Raw genomic sequence first — 21,065 nt, 5'->3', positions numbered from 1 at the left:
GGTTTCCATGGGGCTCTCCGTGCGTGGTGAAAACGACTGGATACCACCCTGCCCGCGCGGCTGCCCATGCGGGAAGTTGGCATGACCTCCGGCCCATCCCCGCGGCAAGGCGGGCGCCGCCGGACGGCAAAAAAATGGCCCACCGGTGAGGGCGGGCCAAGGTACTACAGGGAGGTGTCCGTTCGCGCTTAGAACTTGTAGCTCGCGCCCACCAGCCAGGTGCGGCCCCACTCGATCGTCTCCAGCGGACGGTCCTTGGTGCCGGCGTAGGTGTGGTAGCGCGAGTTGTTCAGGTTGCTGCCCTGCAGGTACAGGCTCAGGCCCTGCAGCGAACTGCCCTGGGCGAAGCTGTAGGCCACCTGGGCGTCGATCACGTCCTCGCCCTTGACGTAGCGCAGGGTGCGGACGCCGTCGAAGTTGCCGATCTCGCCGATGAAGTCCGAACGCTTGCGCTGGTTGACGCGGATCTCGAAGCCGTTGTTCTCGTAGTACGCGGTGAAGTTGTACACGCGCTTGGACAGGCCCGGCAGCATGATCGGATCACTGCCCACGCTGCTGGCGCTTTCCGGATCCAGGATCTGGATGTCGCTGTCGTTGTAGCTGGCGCTGGCCACCACGCCGAAGCCGCGCAGGGCGTCGGAGAACAGGTCCAGCGGCAGCGACGCGGTCAGCTCGGCACCACGCAGGCTGCCACCCTGGCCGTTGAACGGCGCGCTGTAGTTGCCGGTGTTCTGCACCGGGATGTCGATGGTGTCACCGTTGACCGCCAGCCACTGCTCGACCTGGTTGGTGAAGTCGTAGCCGTCGCGGGTCTGGGTGTAGATGTAGCTGCGCAGGTCCTTGTAGAACACCGCGGCGGCCACGTAGGCGCGGTTGCCGAAGTACTTCTCCCAGGACAGGTCGATGGCGTTGGCCACCCACGGATCCAGGTTCGGGTTGCCGCCGCTGGCGCCCGGACGGCCGGTGCTGGTGTCCACGCCGAACTCCATCGAGGCGCGCAGCTGGTCGACGCGCGGACGCGCGACCTGGCGGGCCATGGCGAAGCGCAGGGTGTTCTCCGCCGGCAGCTCGAAGGACAGGTTCAGGCTCGGCAGGAAGTCGGTGTAGCTCTTGCCGTCGGCGATCGGGATCACCTGGCTGCCGACCGGCTGGCTCTCGTCCCAGTAGTTGGAGCTGGAGAACTGGTCGACGTGCTGGGCCTGGATGCCGACGTTACCGCGCACCGGGATCTCGCCGATCATCGCGTTGATGTTGGCGCGGAACCAGGTGGTGGTGATCTCTTCCTCGACCGCCCACTGCTTGGGCACCAGGTAGGACTCGGCGGTGGTCGGGTTGAACTCCATGTAGCGGGCCACGGCGGCCGGCACGTTCCAGGCCGGGATCAGGCCGGCGCCGGCGAAGCCCAGGTTGACCGGGGCGTACTGCAGGTCGGCGGCGATGCTGGTCTCGCCCTGCGCACCGAGGTTGATGTTGCCCTCGGCCTGGGTCTTGCGCTTGCGGCGGTCGGCGAAGTTGGCACCGATGTCGAAGTCCGACAGCCAGTTGCCCATGCTCTCCGGCGCGTTGAAGTTGGCGGTCAGGCGGAAGCTGCGCAGCTCGTCGTCCACGTGCGGGACCTTGCCGTAGCCGGAGCCGTAGATGGTGTTGGTCAGGTACAGCTGGGACGGGTCGGAGTAGTCCATGCCCGGGGTCAGCTGCGGGAAGCCGTTGCCGGAGAAGTCCAGCGCCACCGAGTCAAGCTGCGGGGCCGGCAGGCGCTGCAGGTTGTTCTCCAGGTTGGTCTCGTCGCGCTCGGCCTTGGACCAGCTCACGTCGGCCTCGATGCGCACGCTTTCCAGCGTGATCTCGTTCTTCCAGCCGAAGGCCTTGATGTTGTCCTCGCGGTGGTTGTACATGCCGCGCACCAGCGGGTAGACGTTGCGCGCCACGCCGCCGACGAAGCTGCCATTGCCGTTGACGCGCACGTCGTCCACGTCCAGGCGGTCATAGCCACCGTTGTAGTCGCCCAGGTGGATTTCCAGCTGGTTGGCGGTGTCGTACTCCTCCGCGTCGGTGTAGAACGCGTCGAGGGTGCTGGTCCAGGTGTTGTTCGGACGGTACTGGATGGTCGCCATCAGGCCGTCGCGCTTGGCGTTGCCGGTACGGCGCAGGGCCTTGATGCCGTCCGAGTACCAGGTACCCGGATCCACGCCCGGGCGCCAGCCGTCACCGATCTGCTGCCACGGCTCGTACAGGCCGACCTGGTTCTCCTGCTTGGCCATGTCCGAGTGCGAGTAGCCCAGGGCGATGCCCAGGGTGCCGTCGGCGAACTTGTCCACGAAGCTGACGTTGAAGCGGTTGCCGTACGGGTCCACGCCGGCGGCTTCGCCCAGCGAGTTCTTCTGGTAGCGGCCGCTGACCGAGATCACGCGGTCGCCGTAGCTCAGCGGACGCACGGTCTGCATGTCGATGGTGCCCGACAGGCCCTGGCCGATCAGGCCGGAGTCCGGGGTCTTGTAGACGGTGACGCCGTTGATCAGCTCGGACGGGTACTGGTCGAACTCGACGCTGCGGTTGTCGCCGGTGCTGACCAGCTCGCGGCCGTTGAGCAGGGTGGTGGCGAAGTCCGGGGACAGGCCGCGCACGCTGATGACCTGGGCGCGACCGGCGACGCGCTGCGCCGCCAGGCCCGGCAGGCGCGCGATCGACTCGGCGATGCTCACGTCCGGCAGCTTGCCGATGTCCTCGGCCGAGACCGCCTCGACGATGGAGGTGGAGTCGCGCTTGACCGAGATCGCGCTCTCGATGCCGCGACGGATGCCGGTGACGGTGACCGTATCGAGGTTGGTGGCGTCGCCGCTGTTGTCCTGGGCGTTCACGCCGGCCGCGCTCAGCGCGATGGCAGACGCCAGCGCCGCGCTAAGCATGTTGCGCTTGTGATGCATGTCCCCTCTCCAAGGAAGTGGTGTGCGATGGCCGGGTACGTCGCCTTGCGATCGCCCGGTCCTTTAAGCGCCCGGGACCTGCCCGGAGCGTGCGGCAATGGTAGTGGCCGGTCACACTTGCGGAAGCCTTGTGCATACGTATTCATGGCCCCGCGCAGGCGTTTTTTGCCCTTCCTGCGGTGCCCGCGGAAAAGACAGCGCTGGACATTCCCGCCATGACATGCCAGCGCGATGCCGCCGCACATCGACGCAGGCAAGCGCCGGGCACTGCCCGCGTTCGCAAACCGCTTCCGCGTAGTCAGGGCAGGCGAAGCGCGCCGCGCCGCTACAGTGCCCAGCACGCTGGCGGCGCCCGACGCGTCGCCACGCGGCGCGACATTGCCGCCGGATCCGACCTTCGCAGCCCGGGTAGGCGAAGCGCACTCGTGAGCAACGCACCCGCCACGCCTGGCTGCCCTGGCCTGGGCGACACCGCCCGCCGGCTCACCCGCCCCGGCAGCGCTGCCAGCCCCTGTCCCGGGCCATGACCTGCTCCCAGCCATCCTCCAGCCGGCGCATGGCCTGCCCGCCAACGCAGGCATACCCGAGCTGGCGGGCCTCGGCGCTCCCCAGCGGCGGCAGTTCGATCACGCTGCCCGAAGGCGCCGGCCGCCCCTGGAGCCTTGCGTCCATCTGCACCAGCGAGCGCTCGATCCCCTCGCAGAAGGCCACCATGCGCGGATGTGGGTGGCTCCGGAACTGCTCGCAGTTCATGGGCGTCGTATCACGCGCCATCACGTTGGGTGGCTGCCGCGGCACGTACGCCGGCGGCCTGTATTCCCCGCGAGGCCCCTGCGCACGCACGGTCTGCGCCTGCGCGCACACCGCGGCCAGCAGCGACAGTGCAAGCGCCAGCCAAGGCGCCAGTCCCGTTCCCCGCATCATCTCCCCCTGCGACAACGCCCTTGTCCCCGATCCGGCCCCTGCTTTCGCAGCCTGGCCGGATCGGGCACTCCTTCCTTACGGAGCCTCCTCCCACACCCGCCCCGACACGGTGCCGCCCTTCTCCACCATGAAGACCTCCACCGCGAAGACCTGGTACGTGGGATCGTCGCTGGCGTCGAAGTTGTCCATGTCCGGCAGCTTCCAGCCATTGCGCTCCCAGGCGGCGACGTGGTCGGCGAAGATGATCTTGTGGTCCTGGCCCAGCGGCAGCTGCTCCTTGGGCTTGCTCCAGTACTGGTAGAACGTGGCGGTGTTGTTGATCGAGGGCTTCTCGCGGCGCACGGTGCGGATGGTGGGGTATTCCACGCCATTGCTGGTGAAGCTCACGCCCTCCTCGCCCCCCTGCCCCGGCGTGCGGACGCCGCGCTGGACCACGTAGTACTCCACCAGGTGGGCCGGATCGCTCGGGTCCATGTCCTTGTTGTAGCCCCAGCCATACAGGGTGACGTAGCTGGCGCCGGAGTCCTCGTTGAGGTGGTAGCCGATCACGCGGTTGCGGTCGCCGCGCTCCCAGCCCGGGCCGCCGACGTAGTTGTAGTCGCCGCCCACCCAGTCGATCCTGAAGTTGCCCTGCTCGTCCAGCTTGAACGAGGCTTCGCCGCCGTCCTTCCAGTGGGTGAAGAACAGGTCGCCGACGTGGCCGGTGGCATGGCTCTGGGTGAGCAGGGCCTCGCCCTCGAAACGCCGGGTGTAGGCCTTGAACTTGGAGATCGGCGGCTTGGCCTGCCCGGCGGCGGCCTGCCCGGCCTGCGGCTGAGCCACCTCGGCGGCAGCATCGGGCGCAGAGGAAGAATCGCAGCCGGCGAGGCCCAGGATCAGGGCGGAAGTCAGGACAGCCTGAGTGAATCGACGGGTCATGAGATACCGGTAGACATGGGACGAGGGGGCAGCATGGCCTGCCCGTGCCGTTTAGCCAAGTGCAGGTGTCATGGGGAAATGCGGGGCAATGCGCGGCGGGACGTGCTTCTTGGGGTTGATGCTTTCCACGCGGCGCGTGCCCGGCTAACCAGCCGGACACGCCCTGCCGCGGTCAGGCCCGCTCGAAGTGATAGATCTCCACGCTTGCCGGGGCGATGGTCAGCAACCCGGCCGAGGCGTCGAACGTGGACTCCCTGGCACCGACTTGCTCCGGCTCCCCGAGCGGGTTCTTCGCGTCCGGGCCGGGGCCGCTGAACTTCCAGCAGCGCCCCGCCGCCTTGGGCCTGAAGCCCTGCAGCGCGAGCGAGAAGCTGTGCGGCGCTTCGGTGCCGTTGACCACGGCCACGGCCAGGGTCCGGCCATCGGCGGTCAGCGCCGCGGACACGTCCAGCGGATACGTGTCGCCGCCGGTATTGACGCTGGGCTGGTCACCGCCGACCGGGTACTTCGGCGCGGGCGTGGGCGAATTGCCGTTGACCACCACCGGCACGGTGCCAAAGCGCTCCTGGTAGAACTGGAACATCCGCCCCTTGATGCTGATCTGCGAGCGCGTGCGGTCGAAGTTCATCCACGCGGTGGCCATGGTGTAGCCGGCCATCGCGATGAAGTCGGTGTGGCGGAAGAACTCGTGGAACGCGGCGGCAATCGCCAGGGCTCCCTTGAGGTCGTCCTCGAAGTGGAAGGCCCATTCGTCGAAGAACACCTTGACGCTGCCCTTCTCCAGTTCCGGGAAGTGCTTCTTGTACTGCTCCCAGGCGTCCACCATGGTGCGGATGCGGTCGGGCATCTGGTGCACCCACTCGTTGAGCGTCTGGGTCACATCCACCAGCTTGCCGGTGGCCAGGTCGAAGCGCTTGCCAGCCGGCGGATAGGCGTGGGTGCCCAGTGCGTCGAACCTGCCCCAGCTGTCCTTGAACATGCCGTAGGCCCAGTCGCGGTCGGAGCCGACATGCACCTGCGGCTGGCCTTCGATGAAGATGCCCTGGCCGGTGGTCATCTCGTCGACGAAACCACCGGGGGCCACGATGTAGATGTCCGGGTCCACCTTGCGCATGGCGTCCACGAACATGTTGTGCTTGACCGTGTACTGGTCACGGGCCATGTGCCCGTACTGCCAGTGGCCGTACATCTCGTTGCCCACCGCCCAGTACTTCACGCGATAAGGCTCGGCGCGACCATTGGCCGCCCGCTTCGCGCCCCACTCGGTGTCGGCGCTGCCGTTGACGTACTCGACCAGCTGGGCGCCGGAGCGCGGATCGCCGAAGCCGGTGTTCACGCACCAGAACGGCTCGCACCCGATCAGCTCGCACAGCTGCAGCAGCTCGTCCACACCTACGTCGTTGGGCTGTACGGCGTTCCACACCGGATCCAGGATGGGCGGGCGCCTGTCGGGGTCGCCAATGGTGTTCTCCCAGTCGTACGCGGAGATGAAGTTGCCGCCCGGCATACGCAGGATGTGGCAGTTCATCTGTTTCATCAGGGCCACGGTGTCGGCGCGGAACCCGCGCACGTTGTCCGCCGGCATCAGCGAAACCGCCCCCACGCCGAAGCGGCCACGGCCCTGGCCAACGATCTCCAGGCGCGCGTCGGTGGTGTCCGCGCCAGGCTCGAAACGGAAGCGTTGGGTCTGCCACTGCGACGACGCCCGCACCCGGGTGGAAAGCGTCTTGCCGCCATCTCCCCTGACCAGCCTGACGGTGACCGTCACCCCCGGGTCGGCCCACAGGACGATGCGGCCGTCGTAAGGCGTACCGGATTTCAGGGCCAGGCCGTGCTGCACCATCCCCCGCTCCTGCGAACCGTCGACGGTGACGACCGGGCTGTGCTCGCCCACCCAGGCCCGTTCGGTATCCAGCGTGATCGCGGAGACCGGCCCGATGGCCACCCACTTCTCCATGAAGCCCATCGCGCCGCGGCGATCATCCGGCTTGCGGGCACGCTCGGCCAGGACGCCGTAATAGAACTTGCGGTCGTCAAGCGTCTCGCTCCACAGGCTGTGGTTGATCAGGTTGCCGATGTGCTCGATGAAACCGCCGTAGATCATCGGCGGGATAGGCGGACGCGTGGCCCCGGTATCGATCGTGGCCCGGATGCCACCGGAGGCCGCGAACACCGGCGGAAGCCACGCCGCCACGCCCAGCGCCGCCGAGCCCAGCAACAGGTTGCGCCGCATCAGGTCCACCTTGTGTTGATGCTCCATCAGTCCTCACCTCCCCATGGTCCGTTCGGGTTGCTGCGGGCACGGCGCCAGCTGCCGCCGTGCCGCGGCCAGGGGCATCGCCCCGCGCCGGCATAGGATAGCCACGGCCGTGCGGCCGCTGCCCGGCCACAGCAATGCGAATAACGCACGGAAACATGCCAATCCCGACATGGCACGGACGCACCGCGGCCCGCTTCTTGCCGGCCCGACGACAGATCCGGCCGGCCCAGTTCGGCGCCAACTACCGCGCACCAGCAAGCCAGCAACCCAGTAGCCTTCAACCTTGAGCTTTAGCAGTAATCACCAGTACGGCCTGCGGGGGCAGGTCATACCTGGTCCAGCTACCGGCGAAACGCCCTTGGCGCACACGACTCCGGGATCACCCCGCCCCCACCATCTGACCCTTGCTGGCGATCTGGTCGGAAGACCGCCTAACGCGCACGGTTTCGCCGGGCACTCGACCAGGTGAGAGAGCCGGACTACGCGATCACAACCGCCGGAACAAAGCCTTCGGCAACGATTGATTCCGGAGACAGATCGAAGCGCTGACCGGAGAAGCCTGGAGATAAAGCGCTGCGATCGGTCACTCCCAGCGCCGGAGGAATGAACCTGATCACCTTTGTGCCCGTAGCGTTTACATACTGCCGCGGGCGAACCCAAAAGTGACATAACCCGTTGCCTGCTTCTTCACTACTCATCAGCGGGAGGACCAAAACAAAGCCTTCGCCAACAATCGAGTCGGGCGACAGCTCGAAGCGACGGCGGAAAAGCCTGGACGTCGCCCTCGTGACCGGCCGCGCTCAGTGCCGGAAAGTGAACCTGATCCCTCTCTTCGCACTCTGAGCCCTATTCCCACAACCGTTTGGGCCGTGTAGCCGGGGTCATTCCACACCACCCCCTCCTACGTCTATCTGGTCAATCCGGTCGCACAGTTCCTCCGCCAACGAGATGAAATAGTTGATTGCATCCCTCGCTCGCTGGTACTCGGCCAAGTTCGCCTCATAGCTTTCTTCGAGCGCGAGGGGCTGCTGGCTTCCCATCGCGTAGGCGACCACCTTCTCCGTCACATGTTCTGTGTAGATGTAGCTGCCGTCATTCTGGCGGACCATATCCCAGCGCGGCACGATCGAGCGGATCGCGCGACGCACATCACCCAGCATGAAGCGCGGAGAGAAGGAATGGGCCGAGAGGTTCCGGTAGTTGCACGTGAGCCGACGGTATTCGTCACCGTCAAGCACAGCCAAGGCTTGCTGGAAAGGCGGGAACTTCGACCAACGCACCCCCAATGCGCCCAATTGTCGGCGCCGGTCAGATCGCCGAAGGGGCATATCAGGCTGCGCATCCTGTGCGAGCTGATCGGGCTCTTCCGGAAATACCCGCTGATTCGCTTGATGGAGAAGGTTTTCAGTCGTCAGCGCTAAACGGTCGGCAAAGCCACTGGGCTGGAGCATGCAGTAGTAGGCAACCGGCTCCAAGAAATGGTGGAGGATTTCCCACTGCTTCTCCTCGTCGTCATAGCTTGAGACAACATGGTTCCATGCCTGCCATTTCGTGGAGACGCACTCCCCAAGCATTGAGCGAATTGATGCTCTCGCGCACTTCACTCGCTGCACCCCAGTGCCACGCACAAGTGCCCTTGGTCGCGTCGATTCGGTCTACGATGTCATAACTGGTCAGCCCAGGATGCCGCCACCGGATCGACTCGATGATGTCAAGGTAGCGGGCATAGGCTTAAAGGGAGAAGGCCTTCCATGCCCGCCACTGTTCTTCTGCCTCTCGGCTAACCGATGAAGCCTCGTCCCCCGCACTTGGTGCACTAGTTTCCTCACTCCGCGTCACAGCAGTCTCCAGGTACCTCTACGCTTGAAGAAGATGCGAGTCCGCCAGCCAGCCTTTGCTGAAGACGGTACCAAACCGAACCGGACCAAGGGGAAGGAGGGGGTCGACCGCGTTGCCTCGTCGGCTCAGACTCGAACTGCCCGGCGTCCCGCTACACGTCACCCAGTGCGGCGCGAACCGCTGTGCCATCTTCCCCGACGACGAGGACCGGCACCACTACCGCCGTGTGCTTCGCGACGCGAGGCGTGCCGCCGGCATGGGGTCTGCGTCCATGCCTTTGTCCTCGTGGGCAATCATGTCCACTGCTGCTCTCAGCCGTGCAGCGCGGCGTGATCTTCCAGGCGCTCCGCCGCGCGGGCAAGTCCTATGTGCAGGCCTTCAACCTGCGGCGCGGGCGCTGCGGCACGCTCTGGCAGGGCGGCTTCAATTCCAGTCTGGTGGATTCAGACGCCTACGCGCTGCGCGTGACCCGCTACATCGGGCTGAATCCGGTGCGGGCGGCCATGGTGGAACGCCCTGACCACTACAGGTGGTCCAGTGCCCACACCCACCTGGGCACGGCACAGGATCCTCTCCTGTCCCCCCATCCGGTCTACCTCGCCCTGGTTGCGGACCCTGACGGCCGTGCAGCGGCGTCGCACCGCTGGCTCAACGCCCCGCTCGACCCGGAAGAAATTGCCCGAATCCGGGCCTACATGGCACAGGGGCGTGCGCTTGGCGAGCCCTGTTTCCAGGCCATGGTGGAGAAAGCGCTGAATCGACCTGCGAGGCTGCGATCGCATGTTCGGCCGCCGCTTCGGCGGCCGAACGGGAGCGCGGCGGGCAGCGAGTTCCCTCTGTCCCTCGCGCCCCTTAGCTCGGGGTCATAATTCCCTCCCCCCCCTTTTGCTGCCCCTTTTACTGTCGCCGCCACCCAAAAAACTGAGCAGACACTGTTTACTGAATAGATGAAGGCTACCTGGCGCCAAATAGCTAATCCAACCCCCAATGATTTACACTTCAACCAAGGAACAATTCGCGCGATCGGTCTACGAACTTCCGAAAGCTCGGTGAGTTTTCAACCGCAGACTCGAGGCTCCAATGGGTGGTCAAGAACTCTTGGAAACCATCGACATAGCCAATCCCAACCACGGACGAGCACCCTTCCTTAGGAACAAATATCTCCCGGATGCGCGGCTTACGGCTATCTCGAGCTATGTTCACCAGCTCTCGCTTAGGATCGACAACATCATCCGGAACCTCGGGAACTCGATCAAGCGAGACACCAAGATAGCGGGCCAACTCGCGCCGCGAGGCCAATAGCCAAGATTCAATCTCGTTGACAGCAAGACGAACCAAAGTCAACGGGTAGTCGTTTGCCACCAGCTCCCTTCTCGCAACTGGCGGACACGCCCCGTCAACATCCATAAAATCAGCGAGGATCAAGATCGGTGAATATTGGCCCCTAACGGCAAATCCCTCCGCCCGACTTACAACATAGCCGACCCCACGCTTGCCAAACACAGTACCCACTTCAATTCCGAGTCTCCGATAACACTCTCTAACGAAGTATTCATCGGTGATGCCCTCGACCAGAATTTCGACGGCCATAATTAGAATGCCAACGTAAGCTGTTCGACCGACTTAGGGGCCGCCTTTGGCAGCATTACCTCCGCCGGGCTAATGCCCGATCTGACGGCAGCGAAGTCGGCGCTTTCGGGCCGAACAATCTCCGTCCCCTCAGGCGACGGTACGAGCAAAATGATCTCCTCCAAAGATATCGAAGGATCTGAAAGAAGGTCATCAGAATGAGTGGAAACGATCAATTGACGAGACACCTTTCTTTCTCGTTGAATTCTGGAGAAGAGCCGGGGAATCTGGCGAACCACATCCGGATGCAACGATATTTCTGGCTCCTCAAGCAAGAGGGGGCCTGACCCTTCGAACATTGACCAAAGCAATCCGAGAAGCCGCAACGTGCCGTCTGAAAACTGACTTTCGTTCTGCTTAGCTGCGTTTGGACGCCAATGTTCGTACGCCCCCCACAGGTGAGGAACTCCCGATTCATCCATCTGAGCATCCAGCTCAACCAACTGAGGAACAGCAACCGAGAGAGCCTTACGAATCTTGTCGAGTCTAGATTTCCTAATCGGCGCCCGGGTCTGCAATATTCTTAAAAGAAAGTCCCTTCCGAAAGGGTCATTCGAAACGACTCCGGAAGTAAATCCTCGCGGATCCCGAACAACCTGAGGCACGAGATGCTGATAGGAAATACTGTCGAAGAACTCCGCAACCTCTCGGAAGTTCTTGTTGAGAGATATCTGCTCTAGCGCTGTCTGGGACCTTCTCTGCGGATCAACCGCATCGTACTCGTCTGGACGTTCCAGCACAGACTTTCCGTCTTTACGAACAACTTCGGAGATAATTTGGGAGCGTTTGTTGTTATCCTGGTTTAAAACCAGCTCGTATTCCCAAGCCGGAGGCCCCGAAACAACCCCGCTCTCGCGAATTTCCACCAAGACTTCTATCTGGCTATGTCGCCGAGCAGCCAAGCAACGGATGGCAGAAATCCCACCCCTTTGTTCATCGACCGCTTTGCGCAGGCCGTCGCGAGCCACATCTCTCAGAAAACGAAGCGCATCAAGGAAATTTGACTTGCCGGAAGCGTTCGGCCCAATAACGAAGGCACGCTCACCCAGCGGAGTGTCGACCGTTTGAAAGTTCTTCCAGTTTCTCAACCGAAATCGTGAGATGTACATCGAGCGCCTCGTATGTGCCCTTACATATTCCTTCGATACTCCCCGCCCACGTCATACAGCGCATGGCTGATCTGCCCCAGACTGTGCGTCTTGACCGCTTCGACCAGCGCCGCAAAGACGTTCCCCCGCCTGCGCGCCGTGTCTTGAAGATACGCCAGCCCATGGCCGTCGTGCACCACTTCGGCCAGCTCGCTGCCTGACTCGTCGGCGCCGGGGATGTGGCCGGTGACCGTCTCCCCTTCCGGGGCCAGGCGGTTGCGGTTGGCCTGCCAGGCACGGACGTTGGCGATCTGCTGGGCCTTCTCGGCCTCGGTGGAGCGGATCAGCTCGATCTCGGTGGCCACCTCGCCAGCGTGTTCCTTGGGCAGGAAGGTGTTGACGCCGACCAGGGGCAGGCTGCCGTCGTGCTTGCGGTGCTCGTAGTACAGGCTCTCTTCCTGGATCTTGCCGCGCTGGTACATGGTGTCCATGGCGCCGAGCACGCCACCGCGCTCGCTGATGGCCTCGAACTCCCTGTAGACCGCCTCCTCCACCAGGTCGGTCAGGTACTCCACCGCGAAGCTCCCCTGCCAGGGGTTCTCGATGAAGTTCAGGCCCAGCTCCTTGTTGATGATCATCTGGATGGCCACGGCGCGGCGCACGCTCTCTTCGGTCGGCGTGGTGATGGCCTCGTCGTAGGCGTTGGTGTGCAGGCTGTTGCAGTTGTCGAACAGGGCGTACAGGGCCTGCAGCGTGGTGCGGATGTCGTTGAACTGGATCTCCTGCGCGTGCAGGGAACGGCCGGAGGTCTGGATGTGGTACTTCATCATCTGGCTGCGCTCGTTGGCGCCGTAGCGCTCGCGCATGGCGCGGGCCCAGATGCGGCGGGCGACGCGGCCGATGACGGTGTACTCCGGGTCCATGCCGTTGCTGAAGAAGAAGCTCAGGTTGGGCGCGAAGTCGTCGATGTGCATGCCCCGGGCAAGGTAGTACTCGACGATGGTGAAGCCGTTGCTGAGGGTGAAGGCGAGCTGGCTGATCGGATTCGCCCCGGCCTCGGCGATGTGGTAGCCGGAGATGGAGACCGAGTAGAAGTTGCGGACCTGGTGCTCGACGAAGTACTGCTGGATGTCGCCCATCATGCGCAGGGCGAACTCGGTGCTGAAAATGCAGGTGTTCTGGGCCTGGTCTTCCTTGAGGATGTCGGCCTGCACGGTGCCGCGCACGGTGCGCAGGGTCTGCGCCTTGATCTTCTCGTAGGTCTCGCGGTCCACCAGCTGGTCCCCGGTGACGCCCAGCAGACCCAGGCCGAGGCCGTCGTTCCCCGGCGGCAGGTCGCCGTGGTAGCGCGGGCGCTGGCGGCCTTCGAAGAAGGCGTCCATCTTCCGCTGCGCCTCGGCCCAGCGGTCCGGGTCGGCCTTGAGGTACTTCTCCACCTGCTGGTCGATGGCGGTGTTCATGAACATCGCCAGGATGATCGGCGCCGGGCCGTTGATGGTCATGGACACGCTGGTGTTCGGCGCGCACAGGTCGAAGCCGGAGTACAGCTTCTTCATGTCGTCCAGCGTGGGCACGTTGACGCCGGAGTTGCCGATCTTGCCGTAGATGTCCGGGCGCGGCGCCGGGTCCTCGCCGTACAGGGTCACCGAGTCGAACGCGGTGGACAGGCGCGCGGCCGGCTGCCCGGCGGACAGGTAGTGGAAGCGGCGGTTGGTGCGCTCGGGCGTGCCCTCGCCGGCGAACATGCGGATCGGATCCTCGCCGGTGCGGCGGTACGGGTAGACGCCGCCGGTGTACGGGTAGCTGCCGGGCAGGTTCTCCTTGCCGAGAAAGGTCAGCAGCTCGCCCCAGGACCTGAAGCGCGGCGCGGCGATCTTCGGGATCTTCTGGTGGCTGAGGGACTCACGGTAGTTCTCGACCCGGATGGTCCTGCCGCGGACCTGGTACTCGTTGACCTCGTCGGTGATCGACTTCAGCCGCTGCGGCCATTCGCGCAGCAGGCGCTGGGAGTCGCTGGAAAGCGACTGGATGGCGTCGTTGTAGCGCTGGCGCAGGGTGAGCAGGCTGCGGTCGGCTTCGACAGCCTCCCCGGAGGACGGGGGTTGCAGGGCGGCGCCGTCGTAGAGCGCCAGCGGCTCGGGCAGCAGCGGGTCGCCCAGCTCGCGCAGGGCTTCCCAGTAGTGCTGGGCGCGGGCGGCGGTCTCGGCCTCGCTTTCGATGCGGCGGTTGATCGCCCTGCCCTGCTCGGCGATCTCGGCCAGGTAGCGCACGCGGTTGCCGGGGATCAGCACGGTGGCCCGCGGTTCCTTCAGCGAGGTGTCGATGCTGGGGTTGAAGTCGCAGCGGGGGGAGCCGACAGCAGAACCAAGGGCGGAGTCCAGTTTTCCACGCAGCAGGCGACAGAGGTTGGCGAACATCCAGCTCACGCCGGGATCGTTGAACTGGCTGGCGATGGTCGGGTAGACCGGGATCTCCTCGTCCGGCACCTGGAAGGCGTTGCGGTTGCGCTTCCACTGCTTGCGCACGTCGCGCAGGGCGTCCTCGGCGCCGCGGCGGTCGTACTTGTTCAGCACCACCAGTTCGGCGAAGTCGAGCATGTCGATCTTCTCCAGCTGGCTGGCGGCGCCGTAGTCGGAGGTCATCACGTACACCGGGAAGTCGACCAGGTCGACGATCTCCGAGTCGGACTGGCCGATGCCGGCGGTCTCCACGATCACCAGGTCGAAATCCAGCGAGCGCAGGTAGCCGATGCAGTCGCGCAGCACGGTGTTGGTGGCGCTGTGCTGGCGGCGGGTGGCCATCGAGCGCATGTACACGCGGTGGCTGCGCAGCGAGTTCATGCGGATGCGGTCGCCCAGCAGCGCCCCGCCCGTGCGCCGGCGGGTCGGGTCCACCGACAGCACCGCGATGCGCATCTGCGGGAAGCAGGCCAGGAAGCGGTTGAGCAGCTCGTCGGTGACCGAGGACTTGCCGGCGCCGCCGGTGCCGGTGATGCCGACCACTGGCGTGGTCGGGCGTGACTGGTGATTCGTGGTTCGTGATTCGTTGGGGCCAGAAGCCCAACCGCGGCGCATCAGGGCCAGCTCGGATTCGGAGAAGGCGCCGTCCTCGATCCTCGAGAGCATGCGGGCGATCGCAAACTCGTCGGCCGCGTCGTGCCCTTGCGGATCACCAGCCACCAATGACGAATCACGCGCGCGCTTGGCGCGCGCAACCACATCCCCGATCATTTCCACCAGCCCCATCTTCATTCCGTCGTTTGGGTGGTAGATGCGCTCGACGCCGTAGGCCTCAAGCTCGCGGATTTCCTCGGGGGTGATGGTGCCGCCGCCGCCGCCGAACACGCGGATGTGCGAGGCGCCCTTCTCGCGCAGCATGTCCACCATGTACTTGAAGTACTCGACGTGGCCGCCCTGGTAGCTGGACAGGGCGATGGCGTCGGCGTCTTCCTGCAGCGCGGCGCGGACCACGTCCTCGACGCTGCGGTTGTGGCCGAGGTGGATCACTTCAGCGCCCTGGGCCTGGATCAGCCGGCGCATGATGTTGATCGCCGCGTCGTGGCCGTCGAACAGGCTGGCCGCGGTCACGAAGCGCAGCGGCGTGGTGTCGGCGTGGGCTTCGGGGCGTGCGCCCTGGAGATGGCTGGCGGGCGTGCTCATGCGTATGCGTCACCGGAAAGTCGGGATTCGACCCGATTCTAGTGCTTGCATCCGAAACGGATTGGCGCGGTGCAGCGTGACTTTCGCGCAGGTGCGATGGCGACGCCCTGCATCGCGGCGGCGCCCGGAAGGCCGGGTGGCACCCGGGGATCCCGCCATGCACGCGAAGTCGTCCGCCAACGCCGTCCGGCGGCGGTTCCCCGGCAGCAGCGGCGGGCCGCGCCCTGCGCCATCGATGTGCGATGGCATCGGGGCCGCCCTCGCGGCCCCGGCCATTGAAATGCGACGCCTACGCCTAGCCCGGATAAGGAAGGCCGCATCCGGGACTCCGCCGCAGCGCGTTGGCGACGCGTCGGGCCCCGCCATCGCCCCGGCACTGTAGCGGCGCGGTGCGTTCCGCCTGCCCGGGCTATATGCCGCCAGTGATCGCGATCAGAACCGCGCTTCGATGCCGACGGTCACGGTGTCGGCGCGGTTGAACTCGTAGTCGGCCCAGTAGTAGGAGCTGGCGTAGACGTAGCTGGTGTAGAGCAGGTTGAGGTTGGCGTTGCGGCCCAGGTCCACGCCGACGCCGATGCCGGCGTAGCCGCCATCCACTTCCCCGGCCCACTCGCCCTCGCCCACGTCGGCGGCCCAGTAGCCGGCACGGACGATGCCGTACCACGGGTTGTGGCGGCCGAAGTTGAAGCGGCCATTGAAGCCGATGCTGCGGAACTTCACCTCATCGAAATGGATCCCCTGCCAGCGGGTGTCGGCCAGGCGGCTGGCGCCCACCTCGATGCCCAGCAGCGCGACCGGACCCGCCTGCCAGCGGTAGCCGGCGTTGAACGAAACCGCGTCCTGGTCGATCTCCTCGTAGATCCAGCCCTTGCCGAGCTGGGCGCCAACGAAGAAGCCGCTGCCGTCGCGCTGCACCGGGCGGTAGTACTGGGCCTGCTGGTGGCTCATCGCCGCCGGAAGCTCCGGCTCGGACGGCGGCGGCGGCGCCTGGGTGGTGCGGCCTTCGCGGTACTGCTTCCACGCCTGGGACACGGCCTGGGCGTGCGCGGGCTGGGTGGCGCCGGCCAGCAACAGCGCGGCGAGGACGACTGCATGACGGTTCATGGGCTTCCCCCCTGTGGTGTGGACGATCCCCGCATCCGTGCGGAAGGGGGACCAGGCCGCCAATTCCCTGGCGGGCCGGGGAAAGCCGCGCGCGACCACCACGCCGGCGGCGCCGGCGTGTGGTCGGGCAGTTGCTGGGCGCGCAGGCGCGCCGACGGATCCCCCCGTGCGGCGCGCAATCTGCGATGCGGTTCACATAAAGTCAAACATGGTTTCAGGCGAGCCCGAACGGCAGGTTGGGCGAGGACACCACCCGCTCGCCCACCGCCTCGCCGCGCAGGAAGCGCAGCGCCGCCTCCACCACCTGCGGTTCGGAGGCGATGCGGTGGTGGCCCAGGCCGCGGGTGCTCAGCAGGCGCGCGCCCGGCCACAGGCGGGCGTAGCGTTCGCCCTCCTCCCACGGCACGTCCTCGTCCTCCACGTCGTGCACGACCAGCGCCGGCACGCCCAGCGCGGGCAGGTGCAGGTGCGCGGCCAGCTGGTCCACGGCAATGCCGATCTGGCGTTCGAAGCGCTCGAACATGCGCGCCACCAGCGGCGGACTCAGGCCGATTGTGCGTCCGAAGCGGTGGCCGGCCTCACGCATGTCCGCCGCCGGCGCCAGCAGCACCACCCGGCCGGCGCGCACGCCTTCGCGCAGCGCCAGCACCGCCGCCGCGCCGCCCATCGAGTGCGCGACAAGGGCAGCGGCCGGGCCGTGCTGGCGGGCCACGTCGGCCAGCGCCGCGGCGCAGGCCGGCAGGTTGGTCTGGCATGGCGGGTTGCGCCCGTGCCCGGGCAGGTCGAAGGCGACCACGGCGTAGCCGGCCGCGCGCAGCGGCTCCACCCACGGCCGGCAGCGCAGGCCGAAGCTGGACCAGCCATGCGCGAACAGCACATAGGGCTGCAACGCCGGATCGCCCCAGGTGTAGGTGGTCAGCACGTCGCCGCCGCTTTCCACCTGGCCGATGCGGGCGTCGTCGCAGGGGGCGGCCAGGGCGCGGCTGCGCGAGCTGGGCAGCGGCGTGGCGAACAGCCGCGAGGCATGGCGCACGGTGGTGCGCGGTGCCAGCCAGCTGCCGGCGCGGAAGGCCCAGCGCAGGGGGCGCGGGACGCCGGATTTGCGAACGGTCGTGCTTTTTTGAGGCAAAGAAGAAGGCTTTGCGGCATCCATGGCACAGCTCCGTATCAGCGGGGGGGAGTGGCCGGGCCGGCATCGGCCCGGTAGCGGTCGAACAGGTCGTGCAGGGCGCGGCGCGCCAGGTCCGGGGCCTGCGGGTCGTGCAGGCGTACGTGGTGCAGGCCGTACATCAGGCCGTGCAGCTCGAAGGCCAGCAGCTTCGGGTCGGTGCCAGGGCGCAGGTGGCCCTCCTCGACGGCCTTGCGCACCGCGGTTTCGACCACGCCGCGCCAGCGCTCCATCAGTTCGGTGACGAATTCGCGCATCGGGCCGGGGCGGCCGTCGTACTCGGAGATCGCGCCGAGGAACACGCAGCCGTCGGGATGGGCCAGGATCCAGTCCATCCAGCCTTCGATGACCGCCTGCAGCCGCGGCAGGCCACGCGGCCGGCGCAGGGCCGGCACCAGCACCTGGTCGGTGAAGCCGGCAGCGGCCCATTCCAGGGTCTGCCGCACCAGATCCTCGCGCGAGCCGAAGTGGGCGAACACGCCGCTCTTGGACATGCCCGCGGCATTGGCCAGCTCGCCGATGCTCACCCCCTCCAGCCCGACCCGGGCCGCAAGCTCGCAGGCGCGGCCCAGGAGCATGTCGCGGGTATGGGCTCCCTTGGCGGTGGCAGGTGCGGGCAGGTTCATGGAACGCAAAATAGCACGATCGTTCGTTCGGACAAGCCTTCGCGGGAGCGGAGTTGGAACCGGTTTAGAATGTGACCCGCGACGCATGCCCTCCCCCACCCGGCCACGTCGCTTTTTCTTTTTTGTTTCCGGACCCGGCGCCCGGCGGTGCCGGCCGGCCCGCCGCCACGCGCGACCCGACGACGCGGAGCCCGCCATGTTTGAAACCCTCGCCACCTCCGGCCACGAACAGGTGGTCTTCTGCAACAACCCCGACGTGGGCCTGAAGGCGATCATCGCGATCCACAGCACCGTGCTGGGCCCGGCCCTGGGCGGTGTGCGCATGCGCCACTACGCCGACGAGGCCGACGCGGTGCGCGACGTGCTGCGCCTGAGCCGGACCATGACCTACAAGAACGCGCTGGCCGGCCTGAACATCGGCGGCGGCAAGGCGGTGATCCTGGGCGACCCGAAGACCGACAAGACCGAGGCCCTGTTCCGCGCCTTCGGCCGCGCGGTCGATGCGCTGGGCGGGCGCTACATCACCGCCGAGGACGTGGGCACGGACGTCAACGACATGGAGCTGGTGTACCTGGAGACCGAGTACGTCACCGGCGTGCACCAGGTCCACGGTGGCTCCGGCGACCCGGCCCCGTTCACCGCCTACGGAACCCTGCAGGCGCTGATGGCCAGCCTGCAGCGCAAGCTGGGCCACGAGGAAATCGGCAAGACCAGCATCGCGGTGCAGGGTCTGGGCCATATCGGCATGGAGCTGGTGAAGCTGCTGCGCGAGCGCGGGGCCAAGCTGTTCGTCACCGACCTGGACCCGGCACGCGTGGAGTACGCGGTGTCCGAGTACGGGGTGGAGGCGGTCGGCGTGGACGAGATCTACGACGTGGCCGCCGACGTGTTCGCGCCGTGCGCGATGGAAGGCGCGCTGACGATGGAGACCATCGAGCGGCTCAAGGCGAAGATCGTGTGCGGCTCGGCCAACAACCAGCTGGCCAGCCATGCGGTGGGCGACGAGCTGCACCGGCGCGGCATCCTGTTCGCGCCGGACTACGCGGTCAACGCCGGCGGCGTGATGAACGTGTCGCTGGAGATCGACGGCTACAACCGCGAGCGGGCGATGCGCCTGATCCGCAGCATCTACCACAACGTGGCGAAGATCTTCGACCTGTCCGAGCGCGAGAACATCAGCCCGCAGTACGCCGCCGACCGCATCGCCGAGGCGCGCCTGTCGGCGATCGGCAAGCTCAAGCTGCCGATGGGCCGCTCGGCCCCGCGCATGGGGCATCTGCGCGGCGAGCAGCACTGAGGAAAAAAAGGCCCGGGTTCCGGGCCTTTTTTTCGGGATTCGGGATTCGGGATTCGGGGTCCCGGTGCGGCCTGTGGCCTTGCGGGCATATGTGCCTGCGTACGCATAGGGTCGATGCGCCTGCTACGGGTGACCGGCTGCCTTTCCGGGTGTGGCCGTGGGCCTTGTCCGGGCTGTGTGCATGGCTGCCGGGCAGCGGAGAACCCCCATCCCGGCGGCGTTTGTTGCGTCCGCACATGACGCTTTCGCGTCCCGCACTACACTAGGTTCAAATGAAACAATCAGGGAGTGAGGCGGCCGATGCGAGCGTTCCAGCTTGGGGAGGAAATCGACGCGCTGCGTGAGGCCGTCCAGCGTTTCGCCGAAAGCGAGATCGCGCCGCGCGCGGCGCAGATCGACCACGACAACGCGTTCCCGCAGGACCTGTGGCCCAAGCTGGGCGAGCTGGGCCTGCTGGGCATGACCGTCGCCCCGGAATACGGCGGCAGCGGCATGGGCTACCTCGCCCACCTGGTGGCGATGGAGGAAATCTCGCGCGCCTCCGGGTCGGTGGGGCTCAGCTACGGCGCGCACTCCAACCTGTGCGTGTCCAACCTGTTCCTCAACGGCAACGAGGCCCAGCGCCGCAAGTACCTGCCGAAGCTCTGCAGCGGCGAATGGAAGGGCGCGCTGGCGATGAGCGAGCCGGGCGCCGGCTCGGACGTGGTCGGCTCCATGCGCTGCAGCGCCGAGCTGCGCGACGGGGTGTGGATCGCCAATGGCAGCAAGATGTGGATCACCAACGGCCCGGAAGCCGACGTGCTGCTGGTGTACATGCGCACCGCGGGCAAGGAGGCCGGCAGCCGCTGCATGACCGCCTTCATCGTCGAGCGTGGCATGCGCGGCTTCTCCACCGCGCAGAAACTGGACAAGCTGGGCATGCGCGGCTCCAACACCTGCGAGCTGGTGTTCGACAACTGCGAGATCCCGCAGGAAAACGTGCTGGGCGAGGTCAACCAGGGTGTGCGCGTGCTGATGAGCGGCCTGGACACCGAGCGCCTGGTGTTGACCGGCGGCCCGATCGGGCTGATGCAGGCGGCGCTCGACATCGCCCTGCCCTACGTGCGCGAGCGCAAGCAGTTCGACGCGGCGATCGGCACCTTCGGCCTGATGCAGGGCAAGATCGCCGACATGTACACCGCGCTGCAGTCCAGCCGCGCCTTCGCCTACCAGGTGGCGCGCGATTTCGACGAAGGCCGGCGCTCGCGCGCCGCCGCGGCGGCCTGCCTGCTGCACGCCTCCGAGGCGGCGGTGCAGGTGGCGCTGGAAGGCATCCAGGCCCTGGGCGGTAACGGCTACATCAACGAGTACGCCACCGGGCGCATCCTGCGCGACGCCAAGCTCTATTCGATCGGCGCCGGCACCAACGAGATCCGGCGCATGCTGATTGGCCGGGAACTGTTCGAGGGCCGCGGCTGAGCCTGGCCCGCATGGCCCGGACAGGGCCGAAGGCCGCATCCGGCGACTTGCGCACGGGAGTCGCCCCCGGACCAGTCCTGCGGCAAGCCACAGCGCGTGGCGACGCGCCAGACCTCGCCGGCGCCCGGGTACTGCGGCGGCGCGGTGCGCGCCGCCTGCCCGGGCCAAGCG

Annotated in this window: 14 protein-coding genes; 3 read left to right on the top strand and 11 right to left on the bottom strand. The window is 66.4% G+C overall.

Annotated features, from left to right (window positions below; translation table 11 throughout):
• Nucleotides 1–188: 188 nt before the first annotated feature.
• The 5 genes from B351_RS0113320 to B351_RS0113300 form a co-directional block, all read right to left on the bottom strand.
• Entirely contained in the window at nt 189–2,924 is a 2,736-nt protein-coding gene (locus B351_RS0113320) for a TonB-dependent receptor (protein ID WP_019399532.1), read from the bottom strand.
• 483 nt (nt 2,925–3,407) lie between these two features.
• A complete protein-coding gene (locus tag B351_RS0113315; RefSeq protein ID WP_019399531.1) occupies nt 3,408–3,863 on the bottom strand; it encodes a hypothetical protein in 456 nt (151 codons plus the stop codon).
• A 60-nt stretch (nt 3,864–3,923) separates the two neighbouring features.
• Nucleotides 3,924–4,670: a glycoside hydrolase family 11 protein gene (locus B351_RS0113310; RefSeq protein WP_019399530.1), complete on the bottom strand. Its 747-nt coding sequence runs from the start codon at nt 4,668–4,670 to the stop codon at nt 3,924–3,926.
• 268 nt (nt 4,671–4,938) lie between these two features.
• Nucleotides 4,939–7,026: an alpha-L-arabinofuranosidase gene (locus B351_RS0113305; RefSeq protein WP_019399529.1), complete on the bottom strand. Its 2,088-nt coding sequence runs from the start codon at nt 7,024–7,026 to the stop codon at nt 4,939–4,941.
• An 881-nt stretch (nt 7,027–7,907) separates the two neighbouring features.
• Nucleotides 7,908–8,600 carry a hypothetical protein gene (locus B351_RS0113300; protein WP_019399528.1) on the bottom strand — a complete coding sequence of 231 codons (693 nt, stop codon included), beginning with the start codon at nt 8,598–8,600 and terminating at the stop codon, nt 7,908–7,910.
• Nucleotides 8,601–9,182: 582 nt separating this feature from the next.
• On the opposite strand from B351_RS0113300, the gene B351_RS16840 reads away from it, so the two are divergent.
• Nucleotides 9,183–9,734 carry a hypothetical protein gene (locus B351_RS16840; protein WP_019399527.1) on the top strand — a complete coding sequence of 184 codons (552 nt, stop codon included), beginning with the start codon at nt 9,183–9,185 and terminating at the stop codon, nt 9,732–9,734.
• 130 nt (nt 9,735–9,864) lie between these two features.
• Here B351_RS16840 and B351_RS17685 read toward each other — a convergent pair whose 3' ends face one another.
• The 6 genes from B351_RS17685 to B351_RS16830 form a co-directional block, all read right to left on the bottom strand.
• Nucleotides 9,865–10,455 (bottom strand): hypothetical protein, encoded by a 591-nt coding sequence (locus B351_RS17685; protein WP_156810469.1) that lies wholly within the window; start codon nt 10,453–10,455, stop codon nt 9,865–9,867.
• 2 nt (nt 10,456–10,457) lie between these two features.
• Nucleotides 10,458–11,603 carry an AAA family ATPase gene (locus B351_RS17410; RefSeq protein WP_039731638.1) on the bottom strand — a complete coding sequence of 382 codons (1,146 nt, stop codon included), beginning with the start codon at nt 11,601–11,603 and terminating at the stop codon, nt 10,458–10,460.
• Between the two features lie 20 nt (nt 11,604–11,623).
• Nucleotides 11,624–15,241 carry a methylmalonyl-CoA mutase family protein gene (locus tag B351_RS0113290; RefSeq protein WP_019399526.1) on the bottom strand — a complete coding sequence of 1,206 codons (3,618 nt, stop codon included), beginning with the start codon at nt 15,239–15,241 and terminating at the stop codon, nt 11,624–11,626.
• 432 nt (nt 15,242–15,673) lie between these two features.
• Nucleotides 15,674–16,345, bottom strand: a complete 672-nt coding sequence (locus B351_RS0113285) for a hypothetical protein (RefSeq protein WP_026010710.1) — start codon at nt 16,343–16,345, stop codon at nt 15,674–15,676.
• A gap of 214 nt (nt 16,346–16,559) precedes the next feature.
• Nucleotides 16,560–17,498 carry an alpha/beta hydrolase gene (locus B351_RS0113280; RefSeq protein ID WP_050992220.1) on the bottom strand — a complete coding sequence of 313 codons (939 nt, stop codon included), beginning with the start codon at nt 17,496–17,498 and terminating at the stop codon, nt 16,560–16,562.
• Nucleotides 17,499–17,512: 14 nt separating this feature from the next.
• On the bottom strand, nt 17,513–18,139 hold the full coding sequence (locus tag B351_RS16830) for a TetR/AcrR family transcriptional regulator (protein WP_019399523.1): 627 nt from the start codon (nt 18,137–18,139) through the stop codon (nt 17,513–17,515).
• Nucleotides 18,140–18,335: 196 nt separating this feature from the next.
• On the opposite strand from B351_RS16830, the gene B351_RS0113270 reads away from it, so the two are divergent.
• Together B351_RS0113270 and B351_RS0113265 are read left to right on the top strand one after the other, a co-directional pair.
• On the top strand, nt 18,336–19,436 hold the full coding sequence (locus B351_RS0113270; RefSeq protein WP_019399522.1) for a Glu/Leu/Phe/Val dehydrogenase: 1,101 nt from the start codon (nt 18,336–18,338) through the stop codon (nt 19,434–19,436).
• Nucleotides 19,437–19,736: 300 nt separating this feature from the next.
• On the top strand, nt 19,737–20,894 hold the full coding sequence (locus tag B351_RS0113265) for an isovaleryl-CoA dehydrogenase (RefSeq protein ID WP_019399521.1): 1,158 nt from the start codon (nt 19,737–19,739) through the stop codon (nt 20,892–20,894).
• Nucleotides 20,895–21,065: the final 171 nt, after the last annotated feature.

It is taken from the genome of Pseudoxanthomonas sp. GW2 (assembly GCF_000283075.1).
Classification (GTDB): Bacteria; Pseudomonadota; Gammaproteobacteria; order Xanthomonadales; family Xanthomonadaceae; genus Pseudoxanthomonas.
The sequence above is the reverse complement of the archived record's forward strand: the minus strand, read 5'-3'. Positions and strand labels throughout refer to the sequence as shown.

What these genes read in the sequence shown, in the direction of transcription:
- B351_RS0113290 (WP_019399526.1), bottom strand. Translation starts at nt 15,241, where the DNA reads ATGAGCACGCCCGCCAGCCATCTCCAGGGCGCACGCCCCGAAGCCCAC.
- B351_RS17410 (WP_039731638.1), bottom strand. Translation starts at nt 11,603, where the DNA reads ATGTACATCTCACGATTTCGGTTGAGAAACTGGAAGAACTTTCAAACG.
- B351_RS0113265 (WP_019399521.1), top strand. Translation starts at nt 19,737, where the DNA reads ATGCGAGCGTTCCAGCTTGGGGAGGAAATCGACGCGCTGCGTGAGGCC.
- B351_RS0113280 (WP_050992220.1), bottom strand. Translation starts at nt 17,498, where the DNA reads ATGGATGCCGCAAAGCCTTCTTCTTTGCCTCAAAAAAGCACGACCGTT.
- B351_RS0113305 (WP_019399529.1), bottom strand. Translation starts at nt 7,026, where the DNA reads ATGGAGCATCAACACAAGGTGGACCTGATGCGGCGCAACCTGTTGCTG.
- B351_RS0113300 (WP_019399528.1), bottom strand. Translation starts at nt 8,600, where the DNA reads ATGCTTGGGGAGTGCGTCTCCACGAAATGGCAGGCATGGAACCATGTT.
- B351_RS16830 (WP_019399523.1), bottom strand. Translation starts at nt 18,139, where the DNA reads ATGAACCTGCCCGCACCTGCCACCGCCAAGGGAGCCCATACCCGCGAC.
- B351_RS0113320 (WP_019399532.1), bottom strand. Translation starts at nt 2,924, where the DNA reads ATGCATCACAAGCGCAACATGCTTAGCGCGGCGCTGGCGTCTGCCATC.
- B351_RS0113270 (WP_019399522.1), top strand. Translation starts at nt 18,336, where the DNA reads ATGTTTGAAACCCTCGCCACCTCCGGCCACGAACAGGTGGTCTTCTGC.
- B351_RS0113285 (WP_026010710.1), bottom strand. Translation starts at nt 16,345, where the DNA reads ATGAACCGTCATGCAGTCGTCCTCGCCGCGCTGTTGCTGGCCGGCGCC.
- B351_RS17685 (WP_156810469.1), bottom strand. Translation starts at nt 10,455, where the DNA reads ATGGCCGTCGAAATTCTGGTCGAGGGCATCACCGATGAATACTTCGTT.